The organism is Pradoshia sp. Z3_51 (assembly GCF_058215915.1).
The window spans coordinates 18392-40250 of the sequence record NZ_JBZAJC010000019.1 but is presented as its reverse complement, the minus strand read 5'-3'; the positions used below and the strand labels follow the sequence as shown (position 1 = coordinate 40250).

Annotated in this window: 24 protein-coding genes; 19 read left to right on the top strand and 5 right to left on the bottom strand. The window is 37.8% G+C overall.

The genetic code is table 11. From position 1 onward, the window contains the following. Positions 1-885: DNA/RNA non-specific endonuclease (locus tag AC4BHA_RS18970; protein ID WP_490559054.1), on the top strand; the 885-nt coding region annotated here is incomplete at its 5' end. A gap of 645 nt (positions 886-1530) precedes the next feature. Here the strand turns inward: AC4BHA_RS18970 and AC4BHA_RS18965 are convergent. After that, positions 1531-1656: a DUF4023 domain-containing protein gene (locus AC4BHA_RS18965; RefSeq protein WP_077248062.1), complete on the bottom strand. Its 126-nt coding sequence runs from the start codon at positions 1654-1656 to the stop codon at positions 1531-1533. A 120-nt stretch (positions 1657-1776) separates the two neighbouring features. Here AC4BHA_RS18965 and AC4BHA_RS18960 point away from each other — a divergent pair, with 120 nt between their 5' ends. Together AC4BHA_RS18960 and AC4BHA_RS18955 are read left to right on the top strand one after the other, a co-directional pair. Continuing rightward, positions 1777-2460: an NAD(P)H-binding protein gene (locus AC4BHA_RS18960; protein ID WP_490551148.1), complete on the top strand. Its 684-nt coding sequence runs from the start codon at positions 1777-1779 to the stop codon at positions 2458-2460. 74 nt (positions 2461-2534) lie between these two features. Then, positions 2535-3137, top strand: coding sequence for a DUF1836 domain-containing protein (locus AC4BHA_RS18955; protein WP_066105014.1), 603 nt, complete (start codon positions 2535-2537; stop codon positions 3135-3137). A gap of 57 nt (positions 3138-3194) precedes the next feature. Here AC4BHA_RS18955 and AC4BHA_RS18950 read toward each other — a convergent pair whose 3' ends face one another. After that, on the bottom strand, positions 3195-3578 hold the full coding sequence (locus tag AC4BHA_RS18950; protein WP_225983605.1) for a rhodanese-like domain-containing protein: 384 nt from the start codon (positions 3576-3578) through the stop codon (positions 3195-3197). Between the two features lie 579 nt (positions 3579-4157). Between AC4BHA_RS18950 and AC4BHA_RS18945 the strand changes: the two genes are divergently transcribed. The 9 genes from AC4BHA_RS18945 (at position 4158) to AC4BHA_RS18905 (ending at position 15511) form a co-directional block, all read left to right on the top strand. Beyond that, on the top strand, positions 4158-6710 hold the full coding sequence (locus AC4BHA_RS18945; RefSeq protein WP_066105649.1) for a vitamin B12-dependent ribonucleotide reductase: 2553 nt from the start codon (positions 4158-4160) through the stop codon (positions 6708-6710). A gap of 96 nt (positions 6711-6806) precedes the next feature. Then, positions 6807-7835, top strand: coding sequence for a spore photoproduct lyase (gene splB, locus AC4BHA_RS18940; RefSeq protein WP_490551149.1), 1029 nt, complete (start codon positions 6807-6809; stop codon positions 7833-7835). A gap of 61 nt (positions 7836-7896) precedes the next feature. Then, entirely contained in the window at positions 7897-8793 is an 897-nt protein-coding gene (locus tag AC4BHA_RS18935) for a patatin-like phospholipase family protein (protein ID WP_066105006.1), read from the top strand. A 301-nt stretch (positions 8794-9094) separates the two neighbouring features. Then, on the top strand, positions 9095-10678 hold the full coding sequence (locus tag AC4BHA_RS18930) for an ABC transporter substrate-binding protein (protein WP_490559053.1): 1584 nt from the start codon (positions 9095-9097) through the stop codon (positions 10676-10678). Continuing rightward, positions 10671-11657: an ABC transporter permease gene (locus AC4BHA_RS18925; protein ID WP_139892494.1), complete on the top strand. Its 987-nt coding sequence runs from the start codon at positions 10671-10673 to the stop codon at positions 11655-11657. Before AC4BHA_RS18930 ends, AC4BHA_RS18925 begins: the two co-directional genes overlap by 8 nt. Beyond that, positions 11638-13131, top strand: coding sequence for an ATP-binding cassette domain-containing protein (locus AC4BHA_RS18920; protein ID WP_490559052.1), 1494 nt, complete (start codon positions 11638-11640; stop codon positions 13129-13131). Before AC4BHA_RS18925 ends, AC4BHA_RS18920 begins: the two co-directional genes overlap by 20 nt. Next, complete coding sequence (locus tag AC4BHA_RS18915) at positions 13132-13872, top strand: ABC transporter ATP-binding protein (protein WP_490551152.1); 741 nt, start codon at positions 13132-13134, stop codon at positions 13870-13872. A gap of 413 nt (positions 13873-14285) precedes the next feature. Next, positions 14286-14903 carry a phosphate starvation-inducible protein PhoH gene (locus AC4BHA_RS18910; RefSeq protein WP_490559051.1) on the top strand — a complete coding sequence of 206 codons (618 nt, stop codon included), beginning with the start codon at positions 14286-14288 and terminating at the stop codon, positions 14901-14903. Continuing rightward, positions 14903-15511, top strand: coding sequence for a hypothetical protein (locus AC4BHA_RS18905; protein ID WP_066104987.1), 609 nt, complete (start codon positions 14903-14905; stop codon positions 15509-15511). Before AC4BHA_RS18910 ends, AC4BHA_RS18905 begins: the two co-directional genes overlap by 1 nt. 159 nt (positions 15512-15670) lie before the next feature. Here the strand turns inward: AC4BHA_RS18905 and AC4BHA_RS18900 are convergent, their stop codons facing one another. Further along, positions 15671-16063 (bottom strand): SA1362 family protein, encoded by a 393-nt coding sequence (locus AC4BHA_RS18900; protein WP_490551155.1) that lies wholly within the window; start codon positions 16061-16063, stop codon positions 15671-15673. A gap of 86 nt (positions 16064-16149) precedes the next feature. After that, the gene (locus tag AC4BHA_RS18895) at positions 16150-17097 is read right to left on the bottom strand and encodes a DUF1385 domain-containing protein (protein WP_066104984.1); all 948 of its coding nucleotides are present in this window, start codon (positions 17095-17097) and stop codon (positions 16150-16152) included. A 132-nt stretch (positions 17098-17229) separates the two neighbouring features. Between AC4BHA_RS18895 and AC4BHA_RS18890 the strand changes: the two genes are divergently transcribed. The 4 genes from AC4BHA_RS18890 to efp all read left to right on the top strand — a co-directional run bounded on the left by AC4BHA_RS18890 (position 17230) and on the right by efp (position 19908). Continuing rightward, positions 17230-17742, top strand: coding sequence for a YqhR family membrane protein (locus AC4BHA_RS18890; RefSeq protein WP_066104981.1), 513 nt, complete (start codon positions 17230-17232; stop codon positions 17740-17742). Positions 17743-17810: 68 nt separating this feature from the next. Then, on the top strand, positions 17811-18245 hold the full coding sequence (gene aroQ, locus AC4BHA_RS18885; RefSeq protein ID WP_490551157.1) for a type II 3-dehydroquinate dehydratase: 435 nt from the start codon (positions 17811-17813) through the stop codon (positions 18243-18245). A gap of 22 nt (positions 18246-18267) precedes the next feature. Further along, positions 18268-19329 carry a M24 family metallopeptidase gene (locus AC4BHA_RS18880; RefSeq protein WP_139892486.1) on the top strand — a complete coding sequence of 354 codons (1062 nt, stop codon included), beginning with the start codon at positions 18268-18270 and terminating at the stop codon, positions 19327-19329. A 21-nt stretch (positions 19330-19350) separates the two neighbouring features. Continuing rightward, positions 19351-19908, top strand: a complete 558-nt coding sequence (gene efp / locus AC4BHA_RS18875; RefSeq protein WP_066104976.1) for an elongation factor P — start codon at positions 19351-19353, stop codon at positions 19906-19908. 77 nt (positions 19909-19985) lie between these two features. Here efp and AC4BHA_RS18870 read toward each other — a convergent pair whose 3' ends face one another. After that, complete coding sequence (locus AC4BHA_RS18870; protein WP_180350001.1) at positions 19986-20129, bottom strand: hypothetical protein; 144 nt, start codon at positions 20127-20129, stop codon at positions 19986-19988. A 56-nt stretch (positions 20130-20185) separates the two neighbouring features. Here AC4BHA_RS18870 and spoIIIAA point away from each other — a divergent pair, with 56 nt between their 5' ends. Genes spoIIIAA through spoIIIAC form a run of 3 tightly spaced genes read left to right on the top strand, consistent with a single transcriptional unit; the run spans position 20186 to position 21846 of the window. After that, positions 20186-21109 (top strand): stage III sporulation protein AA, encoded by a 924-nt coding sequence (gene spoIIIAA, locus AC4BHA_RS18865; protein WP_490559050.1) that lies wholly within the window; start codon positions 20186-20188, stop codon positions 21107-21109. After that, entirely contained in the window at positions 21106-21621 is a 516-nt protein-coding gene (spoIIIAB, locus tag AC4BHA_RS18860; protein ID WP_140462034.1) for a stage III sporulation protein SpoIIIAB, read from the top strand. Before spoIIIAA ends, spoIIIAB begins: the two co-directional genes overlap by 4 nt. 21 nt (positions 21622-21642) lie before the next feature. Further along, positions 21643-21846 carry a stage III sporulation protein AC gene (spoIIIAC, locus tag AC4BHA_RS18855; RefSeq protein ID WP_049670184.1) on the top strand — a complete coding sequence of 68 codons (204 nt, stop codon included), beginning with the start codon at positions 21643-21645 and terminating at the stop codon, positions 21844-21846. Positions 21847-21859: the final 13 nt, after the last annotated feature.

Here is a 21859-nt window from a genome sequence, read left to right as displayed (position 1 = left end):
GAAGCGGAGGCTAAGGCAAAGGCGGAAGCGGAGGCTAAGGCAAAGGCGGAAGCGGAGGCTAAGGCAAAGGCAGAAGCAGAAGCTAAGACAAAGGCGGAAGCTAAGAAAAAAGAGGAGACACAGTTCTCAGGATACAAACTTATCAAAGTGGATGGTGGCGATTTATCTGGTTATCGTGAACCCAATGTTGTCGTGGATATCGGCTATGGGGATCGCAAATATTGGGCGTTTACTAATGAATACGGGCAACTAGTACGTGTCATTGCGGACGAGATTATTCTACAAGATGACAGTAGCGAGCATGTAACATCATCTGGTAGATATTACTCTGATGAGGCAAAAGTTCCGGGTGTTGAAAGTGATAATTTTGATGAAGGACATATCATAGCTGACTCTCTAGGAGGGGTATCGAATGCTTATAATATTACCCCACAAGAAAGTACATTGAATAGGTATGGCGACCAAGCATATATGGAAAAAGTGATTCGTGATGCAGGTGGTGCGACAAATTTTGAAGCAATTATCACCTATCCGAATACAAAAACACAGGTTCCTTCAAGCTATAAGTATACGTATACCATCAAGGGCAACAAAGTTGTAGATAAATTTGACAATGTTAACCCGGATGAAGTAAACCAATCACTTGGTTTAACAGAAAGCAAGTCTTCTAACTCAACCAGTTCAAGTAAAAACTCAACTAGTTCAAGTGAAAACTCAATCAGTTCAAATACAGGCGGTAATATTTCTAGTGTCGATACGAACGGTAATGGTGAGGTGACGATTAAAGAAGCAAAAGATGCAGGTTTCAGTATGCCTATAACGAGTGACCACTGGTTGTACCCTTATATGCGGGATAACGATGGTGATGGGATGGTAGGTGAGTAGGCATCTAAACTATAGAAATATTAAAACCCTCCTAGTCAATAGGAGGGTTCTGTAGTGATAAAAATTACTTAAACTGAAAGAGCGTTAGTCCAATAAGCTACTTCCTTTTTGGTGGGGCTATTTTCATATTAACAAACATAATAACTAGCTAGAATCCTTACCCTTTCCAATCAACGCATTAGTTTGCCAGGTAACCGTTTAATCCCTTCGGTACAAATAATACTTCCTAAAACACCAACTAAAACGCTGGATGAAATAATTTTAAATGCATAATAAATACCTGTACCTGTTATAAAATCTAGTACTAAAAATTTTTTAATGGTAGACCACCTAATCGTATAGAAAACAACTTGATTATGTGTTTTCATATTCTTTAATCACACCCAAATCATTTTTCCTAAGATATGAATATATAAGGTTGTTTGATTCCACTAACCTGCAATATAAGAAGGAGCAATATTATGAATTTTTGAGGGCTTTATAAAATAATGCTATCTAACAGGGAATTTTATGTTAATGGAAGTAATGGGTTTTAGTGGTACTACTAATAGGTGTTACTCTATTTATGGGATTAATCGTAAGAAAGGCTGGCAAGTAAGCAAAAAGCCATGAGAAACATAACTCATGGCATTCGATTACAAGGTATTAATGCTGTTTATTTGGAAGTTTTTTGCTTGGACGTCCATATCCTTGTTTAGCTTGGTTCTTTTCAGCCTTTTGTTGCTTTTCATGCAAATTTTCTACAAATTCATGAGTGCTTTCTTCTTTCATATATTTCATCCTCCCTCTTATGGATTTATAGTTATTTTCTCAATTTTAATGGAATTCATGCATGACGAAAATAGATTATAATAGAGGAAACGAAAATAAAGGGTAGATGGAGGAAAATAGATGACCGGTAAAGTAGGGTTAGTAATTGGGGCAACCGGATTAGTTGGAAAGGAATTGGTGACAACGCTTTTGGATTCACGTGAATTTGAGAAAGTGATTGTATGGGTAAGGACCAGCACGGGTATTCAACATTCAAAGCTTAGGGAAAGTTTTCCGGATTTTGAACAATTGGATCAGGAACCTCTACCAAGTGATGTTGATTGTATTTTTTGCTGTTTGGGTACAACCATTAAGAAAGCGAAGACAAAGGAAGCGTTTAGGAAAGTCGATTATACATACCCGTTGATGCTTGCAGAGAATGCTAAACAGCACCAGGTTCGTCAATTCTTAATTATTTCTGCAATGGGTGCTGATGAAAAATCCCATGTGTTTTACAGCAAAACAAAAGGGCAACTGGAGACTGCATTGAAACAGCTTCAATTAAACAGTCTAACCATTTTTAGACCATCACTTTTATTGGGGAATAGGCAAGAATTTAGATTGGGAGAGGGATTGGCAGCTTTAGTCAGTAAATCTTGCCCGTTTGTATTTAAAGGTCCTCTTAAGAAATATAAGCCGGTACAAGGAAAAATGGTGGCAGAGGCTATGTATATATGTGCGCTGCAGGATAAAAAGGGTATAAATGAAGTTGCTTCCCATGAGATAGAGCAAATTGCCAAGTATTCCGAAATTATAAAATGCTAAAAGTTCACCATCCTTACAGAATCTGAATGGTTAATGTATAATAGAAATTACTATTAGTAAACAGAGGTTACAAAATGAAAAACAATGAAGAACTTATCAATCAACTGGGATTGCAAGATAAAATCACATTAGAGGATATACCAGATATTGATTTATATATGGATCAAGTCATTCAATTATTCGAGAGTAAATTCAAAATGTCTAAGCGGAATGATGATGAAAAAGTTTTAACTAAAACGATGATCAACAATTATGCCAAGGGTAAAGTATTTTTTCCTATTAAAAATAAAAAATATTCTAAGCGGCATTTAATAGTAATCAGCCTGATTTATCAGTTGAAAGGGACACTCTCTATAAGTGACATTAAAACGATTCTGGGACCCTTGAACACTAAGATAGTAGAGGAAGACTTACAGCTTGATGAGCTGTATTCCAGCTTTCTGCGCCTGACTGATCACAATGCTCATAAATTTAAAGAAGACATACTAGAGAGTATCTCTGAGGCAAAAGAAGAAGGGGTACATTTAGGCGGCACTCTGGATGAGTTCAATGGCGATGTTGAATATTTTGAGAAATTATTAATGATCGCTTCTCTTTCTCATATGAGCCAGCTGTATAAAAAAGCAGCAGAGAATCTGGTAGATGAATTTAACAGTGGTAATAAAACGAAATCATAAAAAATATCCGTTTAATTATAAAGAGCCAAGTGCATACCCTGCATTGGCTCTTTGATTTTATTTAGTTTTAATTTTACCCTTCCATTGTTTGAAGCCGCCCTCGAGTTGATAAAGTTCACGATAGCCTTTTTTATATAGCATCTGAGCAGCTCGTGTGCTTCTCATTCCGCTTTGACAATAAAGATAAACAGGTTTATCTTTGCGGAGTTCCTTCATACGCATTTTCAATTGTGTTGAAGGTATGTTGCGGGCTCCTAAAATATGTCCGCCATCAAACTCTTTTTGCTCACGAACATCTATTAACTGAGCTTTTCGATAGCCAGCTTTAAAGTCCTCTTGGGACAATGTCGTAACCATTTTTTTGCTGGAGAACCAACTGTAGATGGAATATCCAATGATCAATACAGCCAGTACAATTAATACGATTAATGATGTTGGCAATTCAATCCCCACTTTCTCTTTCTGTTCACTTTACTATTATACAGTTCGTATATTTGTCTGGCAAAAAAATTTTCTGGTAATAGTTTACGAATTTGTGATAAAAAATTATTGCATTTAGGAAGGTAGACATATTGTCTTTGGATTCAAAATAATGGTTATATCCATATAGCGTTATTAGAAAGGACAATAAGTTTACAAATCACTATAAATCAAGTATCGTGCATTATGGACAAAATTTTATTTTTTAGGAAAAAAATTTTGGGTCGAAAATGCAAAAACGCTGTTATATGAAGCATAGTTAAGCTTCATAATATGCAAGCTGAGATTTTGTTTATTTTGGTTCAAAAATAGTTAAAAAGAAGATTATATCTTTGATTTTCTTTACTTTTTGTAAAATTTTAATAATTGACAATTTTAGCAGAAGATGCTCCAGACACTATATGTGGTATGGATTATAAAAATACAAATACTATATGTTGAATTAAAATGTAGCCTATGATAACGTAGAGATATTCATTTAAGAACTTAACAAAGATAAATAAAAAAGAGATAATATTATTGGTTGAAGGAGAGATCAAATTGCCTACTGTAACAAATCGCAAGTTGTCTATAAATGTCGAAAGGTTAAATAAAGATATAGCCCTATTTCCGCAAGTTTTTCCGATTACTCCAGACATGAATAAGACGTATAAGGGTGTTTCAAGGCTTGTGATGATAGATCGCTATTCCTTCAAAGATACGGAAAAAATGACACTTAGTAATGGAGATTTTGTTGTACTTACCATTAAAGAAGACCCAAAATTTCCTGCCCGTGGACTTGGGTACATCCAACATATTGATTGGGAAGCCAAGAAAGCACATGTATTGGTTGAAGAAGAATTCCGCTCATCCTTGGACAAGCATGATGAAATTAAAACCGGTCTGATTTGTAAATCACTCGACGTCATTGAAAAACCGCTTGAAATTTATTATGAACAGATTGCGAAACGGAATGCACGCGGTTTGGCTGAAGTTGAAAAAACGGAAGAGAAACGCAAGGAATGGTTTGATAAATTTTATAATGAATTAGTTCAAACGAATTTTATCCCGGCAGGACGTGTGCTCTATGGAGCCGGTTCTGAAACAGAAGTAACCTACTTTAACTGCTATGTAATGCCATTTATTAATGACAGCCGTGAAGGGATTTCTGAACATCGCAAACATGTGATGGAAATTATGAGTCGCGGAGGCGGTGTCGGTACGAATGGTTCCACTTTACGTCCAAGAAACACGCTTGCTCGCGGTGTAAACGGAAAATCTTCAGGTGCAGTATCCTGGTTGGATGATATTGCAAAATTAACTCACTTAGTTGAACAGGGTGGTTCCCGTCGCGGAGCTCAAATGATTATGCTTTCTGACTGGCATCCGGATATCGTAGAATTTATCATCTCAAAAATGCAAAATCCTAAAATTTTGCGCTTCTTAATGGAAGTCAGCAAGGATGAAGTAATTCGTAGACATGCATCTGAAAAATTGAAATTCACTCCGCTCACAATGCAAGAGGAAGCCATGTATCAAGGCATAGTCAATTATAAAAACATCTCGGGGTTTGGCGGATTTAATGAGGCAATCATTAAGGAAGCAGAAGAAAAACTTTCCGCTGGTGGAAATGATACTGTTCATAATCCAGACTTTTTAACAGGTGCCAATATTTCAGTGTGCTTAACAAAAGAATTTATGGAAGCTGTAGAAAATGACGGAGAATATGAACTTCGATTCCCGGATGTTGAGTCCTATAATGAAGAAGATATGAAAGCCTATAATGAAAAATGGGCTGATTGCGGTGATGTACGCGAATGGGAGAAACTAGGTTATGCTGTGCGTGTATATCGTAAAATTAAAGCTCGCGAATTATGGAATTTAATCAATATTTGTGCGACTTATTCTGCGGAGCCGGGCATTTTCTTTATCGATAATGCAAACGATATGACAAACGCTAAAGCGTACGGTCAAAAAGTAGTTGCGACGAATCCTTGTGGGGAACAGCCATTGGCTCCTTATTCTGTATGTAACTTGGCTGCTGTCAATCTGGCTGAAATGACAGATAAAGATCGCAAACAAGTGGACTTGGAGAAACTGAAACAAACGGTAAAAGTCGGCGTGCGCATGCAGGATAATGTTATTAACGCGACTCCATACTTCCTTGAAGCCAATAAAAAACAGGCTCTAGGGGAAAGACGCGTTGGCCTAGGTGTAATGGGTCTGCATGATATGCTTATTTATTGTGAAAAAGAATATGGTTCCGAAGAAGGAAATAAGCTGGTTGATATTGTATTTGAAACAATTGCAACTGCAGCATATGAGGAATCTATTGAAATCGCGAAAGAAAAAGGTAGCTTCCCGTTCTTAGTCGGTGAATCAGAGGAAGAAACGAAAGAATTGCGCACACGTTTTATTAATACAGGGTATATGAAAAAAATGCCTGAACATATTCGTGAAGGAATCATGAAATATGGTATTCGTAACTCACATTTGTTAACAGTTGCTCCTACTGGAAGCACTGGTACAATGGTAGGTGTTTCTACAGGTCTTGAACCATACTTCTCATTCACATATTTCAGAAGCGGACGTTTGGGTAAATTTATTGAAGTGAAAGCTGATATAGTAGAAGAGTATTTACGTCGCAATCCTAATGCAGACAGCAATAATCTACCTTCATGGTTTATTTCTGCAATGGATTTAACTCCTGAGAAACACGCTGATGTACAATGCATTATCCAACGTTGGATTGATAGCTCGATCAGTAAAACGGTAAATGCACCGAAAGGATATTCCGTTGAACAAGTAGAACGAGTGTATGAGCGTCTATATAAAGGCGGAGCTAAGGGTGGAACTGTATATGTAGATGGAAGCCGTGATACACAGGTATTAACGTTAAAGGCTGAAAACGATACGGATCAATCTACTCAGCCGCAACATACGAAGCAGCATGTTGTTCTTATCGACACAATTGATGCACTTGAATCAACAAGCGTAACAATCGGAAGCGAAGTTGGAAATACTTGTCCGGTCTGCCGCCAAGGAAAAGTGGAGGAACTTGGTGGGTGCAATACATGTACGAACTGCGGTGCTCAGCTTAAATGTGGATTGTAAATAAAAAATTGATATAAGTGATAAAAAGGATGGTAAAGATTAACGCCATCCTTTTTTTTATTTCTGAACACACTATCTGTTAAGTAGGTGAAAAACATGAAACCATTTATTCCTCAATTAGTTTATTTTGAACCTAAAGCATTGGAATATCCGTTAGGAAAGGCTTTATATGAAAAATTTCAGAGCCTGCCAGTGGAAATTAGGCAAACCACATCCCATAATCAGATTCGCGATTTGCCCGGTGATAATGAACTGCAAAAATATCGAATCGCCAAATCCACGATGGTGATTGGAATACGGAAGACATTAAAATTTGATACATCAAAGCCTTCAGCAGAGTATGCGATCCCGCTGGCTACAGGATGTATGGGGCATTGTCATTATTGTTATTTACAAACAACGCTTGGCAGTAAGCCCTATATTAGAGTGTACGTGAATCTAGAAGAGATTTTTGAACAGGCAAGTAAATATATGGAACAGAGAGCGCCGGAAATCACAAGATTTGAGGCGGCTTGTACCTCCGATATAGTAGGTATTGATCACCTCACGCATTCCTTAAAGGAAACGATTAATTTTATCGGCAGTACTGAATATGGAAGATTACGATTTGTAACTAAATTTCATCATGTCGATCATTTGCTTGATGCTAGACATAATGGAAAAACCAGTTTCCGCTTCTCCATTAACTCCCGTTATGTTATAAAAAATTTTGAGCCAGGAACCTCTTCGTTTGATGAGCGGTTGGAGGCTGCTCGAAAAGTGGCAGCAGCGGGATATCATCTTGGGTTTATAGTCGCTCCGATATATATGCATGAAGGCTGGGAAGAAGGATATTACGAATTATTTGATCGTTTGAGGCATGAGTTAGGTGAAGAGCTGTCCATGATGAAAATTAGCTTTGAACTCATCCAGCATCGCTTTACAAAGCCGGCAAAAAAAGTTATTCAAGCACGATATCCTAAGACAAAGCTTGAGATGGATGAAACGAAGCGTAAGTATAAATGGGGGAAATACGGTATAGGGAAATATGTCTATCCTGATGAAGAAGCGAATGCTTTGAAAACTCATATAGAAAACTCCATCAAAGAGTTCTTTCCGAATGCAGAAATACAATACTTTACCTAATGTGTTCTAAACCTCTCTCTCCCAGATTAAAAATGAGTAAGTAAGGGGGGAGGGGTTTTATTTGTTTATTGACGGAGTGTTTTCCGGAGGAGGTATAAAAGGGTTTGCTCTTATTGGGGCAGTAATTGAATTAGAGAAGCAGGGATATCGGTTTAAAAGAGTAGCCGGAACAAGTGCAGGCGCAATCATTGCCGGGTTTATAGCAGCGGGGTACTCAGGGAGCGAAATTAATGAAATTATGAAAAGCGTTAAATTAACGAAGCTATTGGAAACAAAAAAAAATAAACATTTTCCACTAGCCAAATGGCTCAAATTATATTGGAGTATGGGACTTTACAAAGGGGATGCCTTGGAGCTATGGATTAAAGAGGTATTGGCCAGGAAAAATATTAGGACATTTGCAGATTTAGCTGATAAACAATTGAGAGTTATTGCATCTGATCTAACAAATGGAAGATTGATGGTTTTGCCGGATGATCTGCCAAAATATAATATAAACCCCAATCAGTTCTTAGTGGCGAGAGCGATTCGTATGAGCTGCTCTGTCCCCTTTTTCTTTCAGCCGATTACGCTTCGAACGGTAGGGGAGAAAAGGGTTATCGTAGATGGCGGGGTTTTAAGTAATTTTCCTATGTGGCTGTTTGATCAAGATAATGTTATCGCTGAGAGACCGGTGCTAGGATTAAGGCTGGTACCAGAAAAACAACAAGCAGTGGTCCATGAGCGTGATATCAATAATGCAATCGAACTTTTTACATCTTTATTTGAAACGATGAGGAATGCTCATGATGCCAGATATATTTCAAGAAAATTCGTTAAAAACATTGTGTTTATACCAATTAAAGAGGCTGGATTTATAGAGTTTTCTATTTCTGACAATCAGCGGCTAGTATTAATTGATCAAGGTAAAGAAGCGGCGAAGCATTTTCTTAAGGATTGGGTTTACCGAATCAGATGATATAAAACAATAAACAAGTACACTTTGTAGCATCTACTAATAGTAGGGTGCTTTTTTTGTCTCAAAAAGAGTGGCTCTTAATAGTTATAAACGATAAGAATATGTTGATATAATAAATTGAATGAGAAAATAAAAACATTTTCTTTATATATTAGTAATATTTTCCATCATATAGTGTATTTTGTATAGGACGTTTTTCTCATTTATTAAACGATTATAATTTTTTAAAATAATGATATTGATAATCATTATCAACTGTTATATGATAAGAACCATCATATGTTGAAAGGGAGTTGTATGGATGAAAAGGATTTCATTTTTACTACTATCATTATTCATCCTGCTCGCAGGATGTTCAGGTGGTGGCACTTCACCAAATACAAATACAGATTCAAAGGCATCTGAAAAAAATAAGACCGTGAAGATTGCATGGGCAGATAGTGGGTTCCCATCTCCATTTACATTTACCTCAAATGGTCCCGGAGGATATTTACGCAGCAGTTTCATTTTCGACTCGCTTACTTGGAAAGATGAGACTGGGGTAATTCCTTGGCTGGCATCTTCCTGGGAAGTATCTGAGGACAAGCTAACATACACGTTTAATTTAGAAAAAGATGTGCAGTTTCATGATGGAGAATCATTAACCGCCGATGATGTTGTCTTTTCATATAACTATTTTAAGAAACATGCGTTCCAGTGGAATGTAGATATGTCTAAAATAGCTTCACTAAAGAAAATATCAAATCACAAAGTTGCAATTACGTTGACCGAGGAATATTCCCCATTTATCACTGAAATTGCCGGAATTCTTCCAATTCTACCAGAGCATATCTGGTCAGAAATCGAAAATCCAATGGAATATACGGAAGAAAATGCATTAATAGGTACAGGTCCATATGTTCTTGATAGCTATAACAGCTCGACTGGTAATTATCGTTACCTAGCAAATGAGGCTTATTTCAAAGGTGATGTTACGGTTAAGGAAGTTCAATATTTGAATGTAGAGAATAAAATGCTCTCCCAGCAAAAAGGGGAAATAACCGGCGGCATGACGTATAACTATACAGAAGTGAAGCAAATGGAAGAACAAGGGTTTAAAGCGCTTCAAAGTAATCCAACAGGAAGCGCAGTTCGTATTGTTTTTAATTTGGAAAATGAACAGTTAAGTGATAAAAGGCTACGTCAAGCAATTGCCTATGCACTTAATCGAGGTGAAATAGCAGAAAAAGTATTGGGGAATTCCAAAACCATTGTTGGTAGCGGAGGGGTAATTCCACCTGATTCGGATTGGTTTAATGAAGATGTAAAAAAATATGATTATGATGTGGATCAAGCAAATGAAATGTTAGATTCACTCGGATATGAAAAAAATAAAAATGGTGTTCGAGAAGAGCTTAGCTTAAAACTTCTGGTTTCTTCTACTCCTCAGGAAGCCGAATTAATGAGATCAATGCTTGCTGATGTAGGGGTGAAATTGCAAATTCAAACAGTAGATACAGCTACTTTTACAACTGCTATGAGTGAAGGGAAATATGATATGGCTTTAACAGGGCACATTGGATTAAGTGGGGATCCTGATTTCCTCCGCTTATGGTTCTCTGGTCAGGCAAGCAATGCATATGCTGGGAATGCTGTATTCAATCATCAAGAATTTAACGAGTTGGCTAGTAAACAACTGTCTCAAGAAGGGGAAGAGCGTAACGAAACAGTTGATTCTATGCAGGATATTTTAGCTGAAGAGCTGCCTACATTAGTGATTTACCATCGCCCGTTCTACTTTGTTTATGATGCTAATGTATTTGATGGATGGTTTAACACATATGGTGGTATTTCAGACGGAATTCCATTAACAGATAACAAGGCAGCGTTTATTGAATATGATTAAAATTTTTAAGCTGTACGGTTCTCTTCTTCTTATCTTGATTCTCTTAAATTTTTTTCTTCCTCGACTAATGCCGGGGGGACCTCTTGAATATTTAGAGGGGCAGGAAAGCGGTGCAACTTTAACAGAGCAACAAAAGAATTCAATGATTGAATATTATGGGCTGAATGATTCAATGGCTGAACAATTTATTGATTATATAGTTGGCATCGTACAGTTTGATTTTGGATTTTCATATACTTATAAATTGCCTGTTAATGATATCATAATGGACCATATTTCTTACACGCTATGGATTGTCGGAATTTCTTCTGTTCTATCTATTGTAATTGGTATTTTTTTAGGACTGTTATCGGGTTGGGTTCATCATAAAAAAGGTGATAAAACATTCATGTCAACAATGCTGGCAATTGGCGCTTTACCCGAATTTTTATTCGGTATGCTATTGCTTATTGTGTTTGGAGTTATGCTGGATATGCTTCCAATGAGCGGAGCCCATACACCGTTTATGGATAGCGAATCAATATGGGTAAAAGTTAATGATGCGGCTAAGTATGCTATTTTACCAATAGTGACATTAACCATGGTAAACCTGACAAGGATCTATTTACTCGTGCGTAATGAAACGATTCAGGTAGCTTCCTCACCTTACATTGAATTTGCGAAGATGAAGGGCGTCAGGGAAATCCGGTTAGTTTTCAGACATGCGTTTAAAAATGTTTTAATACCTATATTTACTCTGATTATGATAAGAATTGGCTACACCTTTACAGGAGCAATCTTTGTAGAGACGTTATTTTCTTACCCGGGAATTGGGCAGTTATTAAAAGAGTCCATTCTTTCACGGGATTACCCATTGATGCATGGTCTGTTTTTATTATTTGCTGTTATGATTTTGATTTGCAATGCACTGGCAGATTCTATTTATCCTAAACTAGATCCACGTGTTAGAGGGGGCAAACATGTTGAAAAAGTTCTATAAGTTCCCTTTACTTTGTTTAGCCGTGGTCATGCTGTTGGCATTCTTTGGTCCATTACTTTCTCCTTATTCAGCAATGGATTATAGCGGAGGATTGTTTGAACCTCCTTCATCTGAGCATTGGCTGGGTACAAATCGTTTAGGTCAGGATATATTTAGCCAATTATTATATGGAACCCGTACAAGTGTCTTAATTGGACTTTGTATTGCTCTGTGTTCGACAGTTTTAAGTGTATTGCTGGGACTGGCAGCGGGATATTTGCCGAAATTCGATAAATTCATTAACGGGCTGGCCAATATTTTATTAGTGCTTCCAAATTTGCTTTTGATATTATTGGTTGTTGCTTTTACGGGTTCCGGTGTAATTCAGCTTGTAATCATTTTAAGTCTTTTATCGTGGCCGGGTTATATGAGAATTATTCGATCCTCTGTTTTAACATTAAAAGAAAGAGAATTTGTAAAAGCATCGGCGCTGTTTGGTGGCAGTTCTTTTTATGTATTGAAATCTCATATTCTTCCGCAATTGCAGCCCATCATAAAGACTAAATTCGTGATGACATTTCAATCTGCTGTTTTGACAGAAGCAGGTTTAGCATTCCTAGGTTTGGGTGACCCGAATGTGATATCTTGGGGAAGCATGTTAAATACGGCTTTCACACAAACATCTATTTTCTTAACTGGCCAATGGACATGGATTGTATTGCCGCCAGTGATTATGCTGCTCATCACATCGGTTTCGCTTGCTTTCTTATTGGAAGATAAACAGAAGAAGTCTTCAAAAACAAAGAAACAAAAGGGTACAACACCAGTGACCGGCAAGTCTCGCGATTTAAATTGTCACTTGGAGCAGGTTACATATGACGAGACTACTATTGTTGAAAATATCGAGTTTACGATCAAAAGAGGAGAGATTGTGAGTTTGATAGGACCTTCAGGCAGTGGAAAAACAACGATAGCCAGAGCTTTGTACGGGTTATTGCCGGCTCAAAACTGGTCTGGTGATGTTACATATGACGGTGAATCTGTTCGAGGGAAATCCTTTAGGGAAAAGCACTATTGGAAAACATGTTCATATATCTATCAGGATGCACGGGCAGCATTTAATCCAGTATTAAAATTAAAAGAACAGTTTTTAGAAACCGGTATAAGTCTTGCGGAAGCTGAGAAGAGTGTTGAGGAAGTCACGTTAAATAAAAACATTTTGGACAAGTATCCGCATGAGTGCTCCGGCGGCATGTTGAGCCGGGCTCTAATCGCACTCTCTTTGGTAAATAAACCAGCTTTTGTGATTGCAGATGAATGCACAAGTGCGCTGGATCCTATATTGAAAAAAGAAGTAGTGGAACTCTTGGAGGAAAAAGTCCGTTCACATGGGATCAGTCTATTATTTATCACGCATGATTTAGATGTAGCGTATGCAATCTCGGATCGGATTTTTAGTTTAAGTGATAAACAACTGATGAAGGAAGTGCAATGAATGTTAAGAGTTCAAGATGTAAATAAAAGCTACCAAAATCAGGATGTGCTTCGGGGAATCAATTTTGAGATTTTGTGCAATGAATTTATTTGTTTGATAGGAGAATCAGGGTCAGGTAAATCTACAACGGCTGAAATTATTATGGGAATTCAATCACCGACAAGCGGACTTGTTGAAAAAGAGCCATGTTGTACGATTCAATATATTTACCAAAATCCGGAGCGTTCCTTTAACCCGTTTTGGACAATGGAGAAAAGTTTAATGGAACCGCTTGTACTTAAAAAGGAAAAGCCGGAATCAATAAAAAAGAAAATAAAAGAATTAATGGCTAAGGCGGACTTACCGACGGAATTATTAGCAAAAAAACCAAGCCAATGTTCCGGAGGACAAAAACAGAGATTAGCTATTATTAGAGCTTTATTAATGAATCCTAAGCTTTTAATAGCCGATGAAATTACATCTGCTCTGGATCCGCAAACAGAAAAGTTAATCATCAACCTATTAAAGAAATTTCAGGTTGAATTTCATATGTCTGTTTTATACATTACGCACCGAATTCAGTCTGTCGGTAATGTAGCAGATCGAATGATGGTACTTGAGACAGGGACCATTGTCGAAAGCGGACCTCCTTCTCAAGTTCTAAACCACTCAACACATCCCTACACAAAAAAATTAGTAGAAGCATGCTACTACTTTGAAAACAAAAAGCTGAGACGACTTGCCCAGCTCCGACAAGCATAAGAGTAGGCACGTAGGGAGGTGATCTTTCCTCCTGCAGTGGCTACACTTATGACTCGAGGAGTTAGGAGTTGAAGCTAGATTGAATAATAAGCTGAGACGACTGATTTAAGGAATGAAGACTAAAAACGCCACGTCGTGTGACAACGTCTTCATGACCTACATCCTGTAGGCCCGCGAAGAGCATAAGACAGAGGCTCGGAAGGAGGCGTTATTCCTCCTGCAGAGGCTATGCTTATGACTCGAGGGACTAGGAGTTGAAGCTAGATTGCATAAAAAGCTGAGACGACTGGTCAGGCCCGAAAAGCATAAGACAGAGGCTCGGAAGGAAGCATTATTCCTCCTGCAGAGGTTATGCTTATGACTCGAGGGACTAGGAGTTGAAGCTAGATTACTCAACACAAGGAGGAGATACAATGGAACTTAAAATACTGGAACTATGTCCGAATCATGCATTTAGTTATAAAACAGAATTATCATCCGGTCAACATACTAAATTAATGGAATATGAGTTTGCAAACATTGAATTGGCTCCATACAATGTTTTAGTTATTACGGATTTTGCAGATCAGGAGTATTTGTATAAACATAAAGAAAAAATAGAGCAATTCTTAAACGAAGGAAAGATTGTTGTCTTTTGTGGCCACTTATTCAGAGCATGGCTGCCAGGCTGTACGCCAATGATGCCGAAGAAGATTCGCGGCCATCAGGATTACCTAGTAGAGGTTCCTGAGGATTCACCGATTTTTAAAGGTGTAAAAGTAGAGGATATGGTATATACGAAGGGTGTTGCAGGTTTCTTTGCAAGAGGTTTTTATTTGCCACCGAAACATGCGGAGATTTGCCTAACATTTACAGATGGTAAGGCCATTACGTACATTGATCGTGAAACAACGAATGGGACAGTTATTGTTCATGCTGGCAGGAGTTTATTAGGATATGGTCAGCGGAAAAACACAACAAACCAAATAACTCCTCAATTTATAGAGGTCCTTAAGAAAGAATTAGTACGCACCAAAGGAGTTGAGGCATAATGAGAAAAATAGCTGTGATTTATGGCGGGCATGCGCCGCATTATAGAACGTTTCATGAGCCAAAGTATGCGCAATTCATAGACTCTCTTATTTATCAGCTTGAATTGAAAGATTTTGATTTAACAGGATTTGATGTGTTGATTGTTCCTTCTCAATTAAATGGTCAAATACTGCTTGATAATAAAGAGAAGTTCTATGAGTTTGCTGATCAGGGCGGTATTATTGTGGCTATGGGTCCACAGCCATGGGAATGGCTCCCTAATCAAAAATGGGAAGAACGCGAGACGAATTTTTGGTGGTGGCTTGAAGAAAATGCAAATAGTGGGTTAGTAACTAAAAATGATGACCATGAATTTTTTAAGTATATTACGCTTGAGGATTCAACATGGCATCAACACGGAGTATTTTGGCCACCAGAGCATGCTACCACACTTATAGCTACGGATGATGGCGGATCTGTACTGTATATAGATGAACAATCAACTAAGGGCACTTGGATTATTACGACTCTTGATCCTGACTATCATTATGGTTCCTATTTTATGCCGGCAACTGAACGATTTTTAGATGGCCTTTTTCCATGGTTGTATCGTGGAGAATTTAAATAAGTCAATTTATCAGTTAAACTTTTAATCTATAACTTATGGATTATCCTTTATTATAATCACCCTAGCTTATTATTCTAATTTTACCCGTTAGGTGAAATAAGGATTAAAGTATCAATCATATATTGTTCTTTAACGAAAGCACGTAAAAAACCGAACTCTTTAAAAAAGGGCCCGGTTTTTTTTACGTGCTTTCTTTCCTTCTATGACAGTCAGTTTGACATCTGACTTTTTCTTAGGTCTGTTAATCAGCTGTTCTTTAGAAATGACGGTTAATCCATGTGTATTATGTCTGCTTCTTTTGGTTTTAATCATTTCATGTTTACGTTTCTTCTTAATTGTTTTTCGGGCTGCTTTCCTGTATGCCTGATACTCTCCACCCGAGTTACCATTCCTGAATCGTGTAATAACAAAATAAATCAACCCAACAACAGCGGCTCCAATGAGTACGTTTTTAATTAGTTGGAACGGGTTATTTATCAAAGTGGAAATTAACCCCAAAACTGCGAAACCAAGAAGGATATAAATAATAATCATCGAATTCTTACGATTCACAGAAAGCACCTCCTTTAAGAGCATCATTGGCATATTTAGGAAAAAATAAACAACAAGCAAGGAAATTATTTTTCTTTTATTATTCTTTACACTATTTTTTCTTCGAGTAAACCTTGTTTGTAGTTATTTTCAGTTTCGAGCATTTTGTTAAATGATACGATGGCTACCTCAATTTGTTCATCGCTTGGTTCCTTTGTCGTTAAAAGCTGCAACCATAGTCCCGGATAACCTAAAAAGCGCAATACAGGAACGTTACGTACTTTATTGGTTAACTGCAGTACTTCGAATGATACACCTAGGACAATTGGTATTAAGGCAATTCGGTTTAAAATACGAATATAAAGGACATCAGAAGGAACGAACATATATAGAAAAACTCCAACAAATACGGTGAATAAAATAAAGCTGCTTCCGCATCGATAATGCAATCTAGATGCGTTACGAACATTTTCCACCGTTAATTCCTTATTGCTTTCAAATGCGTTGATAACCTTATGTTCTGCCCCATGGTATTGAAAGACTCTTTTTACGAGCGGTGTTAACGATACGATATAGATATATAGTAATAATAATGTGAGTTTGAAAAAACCTTCTAATAATACTTGTACTGTTTCTCCGGGTGCTATGCTCTTAAAAATAACAGCCAAAAATATTGGTACTACGGTAAAAAGTAATTTACTGAGTATAAAGGATAAAATCCCAATGCCTGCTACGCCCAAAATCATACCCAGTTTAGACGTTTCTTCTTCTTCAATCTTATGGTCATCTGCTGGGTCAACGTCATATCGATCTGTAGAGAAAGATAAATGCTTGGAGCCGATTGCACTGGATTCTAATAAAGCCACAATACCACGCAGAAACGGAATCTTTTTTAATTTTATCAGCAGGGGATGGCTTGTTTTTGGCAATGCATAGGAATCGAATGATCCATCTTTTCGTTTAATGGTTGTAACGGTACAATGTTTGCCTCCAAACATTACACCTTCTAATACAGCCTGTCCGCCGTAGATTGGCTTATTATCCAATTTATTCATCACTCCATAATGGTTAAGTTGTCTATATTATCTATTCTACAGAATTTTTCTCTATTTCACTAGTGATTGTTTCCATTTCTCTTATGAACTTTGTCTATTTCGCACATACTAGCAGTTGTGAGGTGATTGGATATGGAAACAGCAAAAGAAAAGCTGAAAAAGCCGATGGGCTATTATGGTGTAATTAATTCAGTTGGATTTTATGGAGGATTGCTTTGGGGTGCGATTTTTCAAATCTGTCACTATTTTCATTTTACGGAAATAGGTCCAACATTTCTTCTTCGCACATGGGTGAAAGCCGATTTTGTTAAAGGGTGGATGGGCGTGGTACTGTCAATTTTATGCCTGTGTCTTATTTCTATGCTCTTTGCTTATGTTTACTCCTTTATTTTTCGTAAGATGCAATCTTATTGGATTGGTATTGTTTATGGGATTGCTCTGTGGGGTCTTTCATTCCTTGTATTAAGGCCATTATTTCCAGGAATGAAAACGGTTGGGGAACTATCAGCGGATACCATTGTAACGACACTATGTATCTTTGTCTTGTACGGACTATTTGTCGGGTACTCCATTAGTTTTGAATATCATGAACGGAAACTAGAGGCAGAGGAAGGAAAGAAAGTAAAAGTGGATTCCGTCCAGTAATAGGTAGTCGAATTTTTCACTCTTGTGTTAAAATTGAAAGTATCACTTTAAAACACGGGAGCCTGGTTATGGATAAAAAAATTTATTTAATCAACGGACCAAATCTAAATTATCTGGGGTTTCGAGAGCCCGAGATTTATGGAAGAACGACTCTTGCAGATCTTGAAGAGTCGTTAGCGACTCAGTCTATAAAACTCGGGGCGCAATTGGTGTGTTTTCAATCCAATTACGAAGGAGCGATGATAGATAGGCTATATGAGGCGGAAACAAACTCGGCTTCAGGGATTATCTTAAACCCAGGGGCATTTACGCACTACAGCTATGCGATACGGGATGCGATCGCCTCTATTTCAGTTCCGGTAATAGAAGTACATATTTCAAATGTCCATGCCAGAGAACCTTTTCGTCATCAATCTGTCACTGCCCCTGTCACGAAGGGTCAAATTGTAGGGCTTGGGTTGAATGGCTATGAATTGGCGTTACGTGCTTTATTGACTACTTAATCATGAGGGAGAGGTCTATTCAATGGAAAAAATTCAGAGATTGCGTGAAAGATTAAGTCAGGAACATATTGATGCTATCATTATTACAAACCCATATAACCGCAGATATATTTCTAACTTTACTGGAACAGCGGGAGTAGTCGTAATTTCCCAGAAGGATGCAAAATTTATTACAGATTTTAGATACGTGGAGCAAGCGGGTAAACAGGCAGTTGGATTTGAGATTGTCAAACATAGCGGACCAATTCAAGATGAGATAGCGGCTCAATTGAAGGAAATGAATGCAAAAAAAATCGGGTTTGAACAGGATGACCTTACTTATGCTACCTATAAGTTATATGAAAAAGTTGTGGAAGGTGAACTTGTTCCTGTTTCCAATGTTGTTGAAAAATTGCGCTTGATTAAGACACCGCAAGAGATTAAGATATTAAAGGAAGCAGCAGACATAGCAGATGCTGCATTTAAACATATTATTGAGTATATTCGTCCAGGTTTAACTGAAATAGAAGTATCAAATGAATTAGAATTCTTTATGCGTAAAGCAGGGGCTACTTCATCATCATTTGATATCATTGTCGCTTCTGGTGCACGTTCTGCATTGCCGCACGGTGTTGCAACAGAAAAAGTAATAGAAAAAGGCGATTTTGTCACAATGGATTACGGTGCCCTTTATAATGGGTATATATCTGATATTACACGTACAGTGGCGGTCGGTAACCCAACTGATGAATTAAAGAAAATCTATGATGTTACCCTGGAAGCTCAGTTGTATGCAATGGAGCATATTAAACCGGGTATGACAGGTCGCGAAGCAGATGCTCTTGCAAGAGATATCATAGCTGCCAAAGGATATGGGGAATACTTCGGTCATTCCCTTGGACATGGGATTGGGCTTGAAGTGCACGAAGGTCCTGGACTTTCTGCTAAATCTGATATTATTTTGGAAAAAGGCATGACTGTCACTTGTGAACCTGGTATTTATTTACCTGGAGTTGGAGGAGTAAGAATTGAAGATGATCTCCTTATTACGGATGATTCTAACGAAACCTTTACTCATTCAACGAAAGATTTACTTATTTTATAAGGCTGTAGGAGGCTATATTGTATGATTTCTGTTAATGATTTTAAAACTGGTTTAACAATTGAAGTGGATGGCGGTATCTGGCAAGTAATTGAATTCCAACACGTAAAACCTGGTAAAGGAGCTGCGTTTGTACGTTCTAAATTACGTAATCTTCGTACAGGTGCTATCCAGGAGAAAACTTTCCGTGCTGGTGAAAAAGTTGCTAAAGCACATATCGAAAACCGTAAAATGCAATACTTATATGCAAGTGGAGATAATCATGTGTTTATGGATAACGAAACATATGATCAAATCGAATTGTCATCTAAGCAAATCGAATATGAATTGAAATTCTTGAAAGAAAACATGGAAGTGTCTATCATGATGTTCCAAACGGAAACACTTGGCGTTCAGCTTCCAACAACTGTTACATTGGTAGTAACTGAAACAGAACCAGGTATCAAAGGTGATACAGCATCAGGCGGTACGAAACCAGCTACTGTTGAAACTGGTCTTACTGTTCAAGTTCCTTTCTTTGTAAATGAAGGTGACAAACTGATCATCAATACTTCTGATGCATCTTATGTATCAAGAGGTTAATAAATAGGTGTAAGACTCCCGGGAGTAAATTCCCGGGAGTTTTTTGTTTAAGCCAAAATATATAGTGAACAACCCCGTCATCCAATTCCACCTTTCCTTAGTTCCGCCATTCCAATTAATTTACTGGATTCTTCTATCTCTATACCTTTTTCCGAATCTAAAGAGATTTTTATTTTACGGTTATAGTCATTTAACCGCGCGTTTGTTTCTAAAAAAGTCATAAACGGCCTGTCCATGAATACATTTTAAATAATGACAGACCAGGCGAGGGAGAGATATGAATTCAATCATTGAATTATTACCTCCGGCTATTGGCGCTGAGTTGAAAGAAATAGCCAAAAATCCAGAGGATATTGAAGAAATAAGAATTAGAGTTGGAAGACCGCTTGAAGTTATGTTCGGAAATGGAATCTCGTATGGCCATAAGCCTGTATTACGGGAGGATGCAGATTTATTTCTTAATAAAGTCAGCCAGTTTTCCTTTTATATGCTCGAGGAAGAGTTAAAACGCGGTTATATAACCGTTCAGGGAGGACATCGGATTGGTTTAGCTGGGAGAGTCATTCTGGAAAATGGAAGAGTGAAGGGACTCAGAGATATCACTTTTTTTAATATTCGGATTGCCAGACAAAAGAAGGGGTTGGTAAATGAATGGGTTCGGTATTTATACCATAATCGCTGGCTATCAACTCTGATTATCGGACCGCCGCAAACGGGGAAAACAACATTTTTAAGAGATCTAGCCCGCTATGCTTCCAGTGGAGATCGCTCCTATCCGATCTGTGCGATGAAAGTGGGGATTGTAGATGAGCGATCTGAAATTGCCGGATGTGTTCAAGGAGTTCCACAAATGGATTTCGGTATCAGAGTAGATGTGCTTGATGGCTGCCCAAAGGCTGAAGGAATGATGATGATGATTAGATCTATGAGCCCGGAAATCATTGTGGCCGATGAAATCGGAAGAATAGAAGATGCTGAGGCGATGATGGAGGCCGTAAATGCTGGTATAACGCTCTTTATAACGGCGCATGGACATTCGCTTGATGATATATTAGCCAGACCCATCATGAAAAACATCGTACAGGAAGCTAATTTTGAGAGAATTGTGGAACTCAAGAGAATAGATCGGCCAGGATGTATATCAAAAATAAAAGATCGTACAGGCAAGGTGCTATTTGATGGGGAAAGAGTGAGAATATGATTAAAATTTTAGGTGCAGTTTTAATTGTTATAGCTACATCCCTTATCGGCTTTGAAGTTTCTAAAAAATTAATCACCAGACCTAAACATATTCGTGATTTACGAGCGGCACTTCAAATTTTGGAAGCTGAAATTATGTATGGGCATTCTCCCTTGAAAGAAGCTGTATTAACACTGGCGAAACAAATTCCTGCTCCAGTTTCGATTCTTTTTACGGACTTTGCAGGCAGGCTCGGCTCAGCCAATCAATCTGTGTCGGCAGCCTGGGGTGAAAGTCTTGAAGTGGTAAGAAAACAATCAGAACTACAGCAAAAAGAAATAGATATCCTTCTCCAATTCGGAGAAACATTAGGTAGACATGATCGCGAGAGCCAGCAAAAACAAATTCAGTTGGCATTGGTTCATCTCGAGAGGGAGGAAGCAGATGCCGTTGATAAGCAGGTGAAATACGACAAAATGGCCAGAAGTCTAGGGTTTTTTGCAGGTCTGCTCATTGCCATTTTAATGATGTAGCGAGAGGGAGGATAGTGGGTTATGGGGATTGATATCGATATTATTTTTAAAATTGCAGGGGTCGGGCTGATTGTTGCGTTCATTCATACGATTCTTGATCAGGTGGGCAAGAAGGAATATTCACAATGGGTCATATTGGTGAGTTTTATTTATATCTTATTTAATGTGGCACAGGTGGTAGGTCAGTTGATTGATCGAATTAAATCCGTGTTTTTATTTCAATAGGAATATTGGGGTG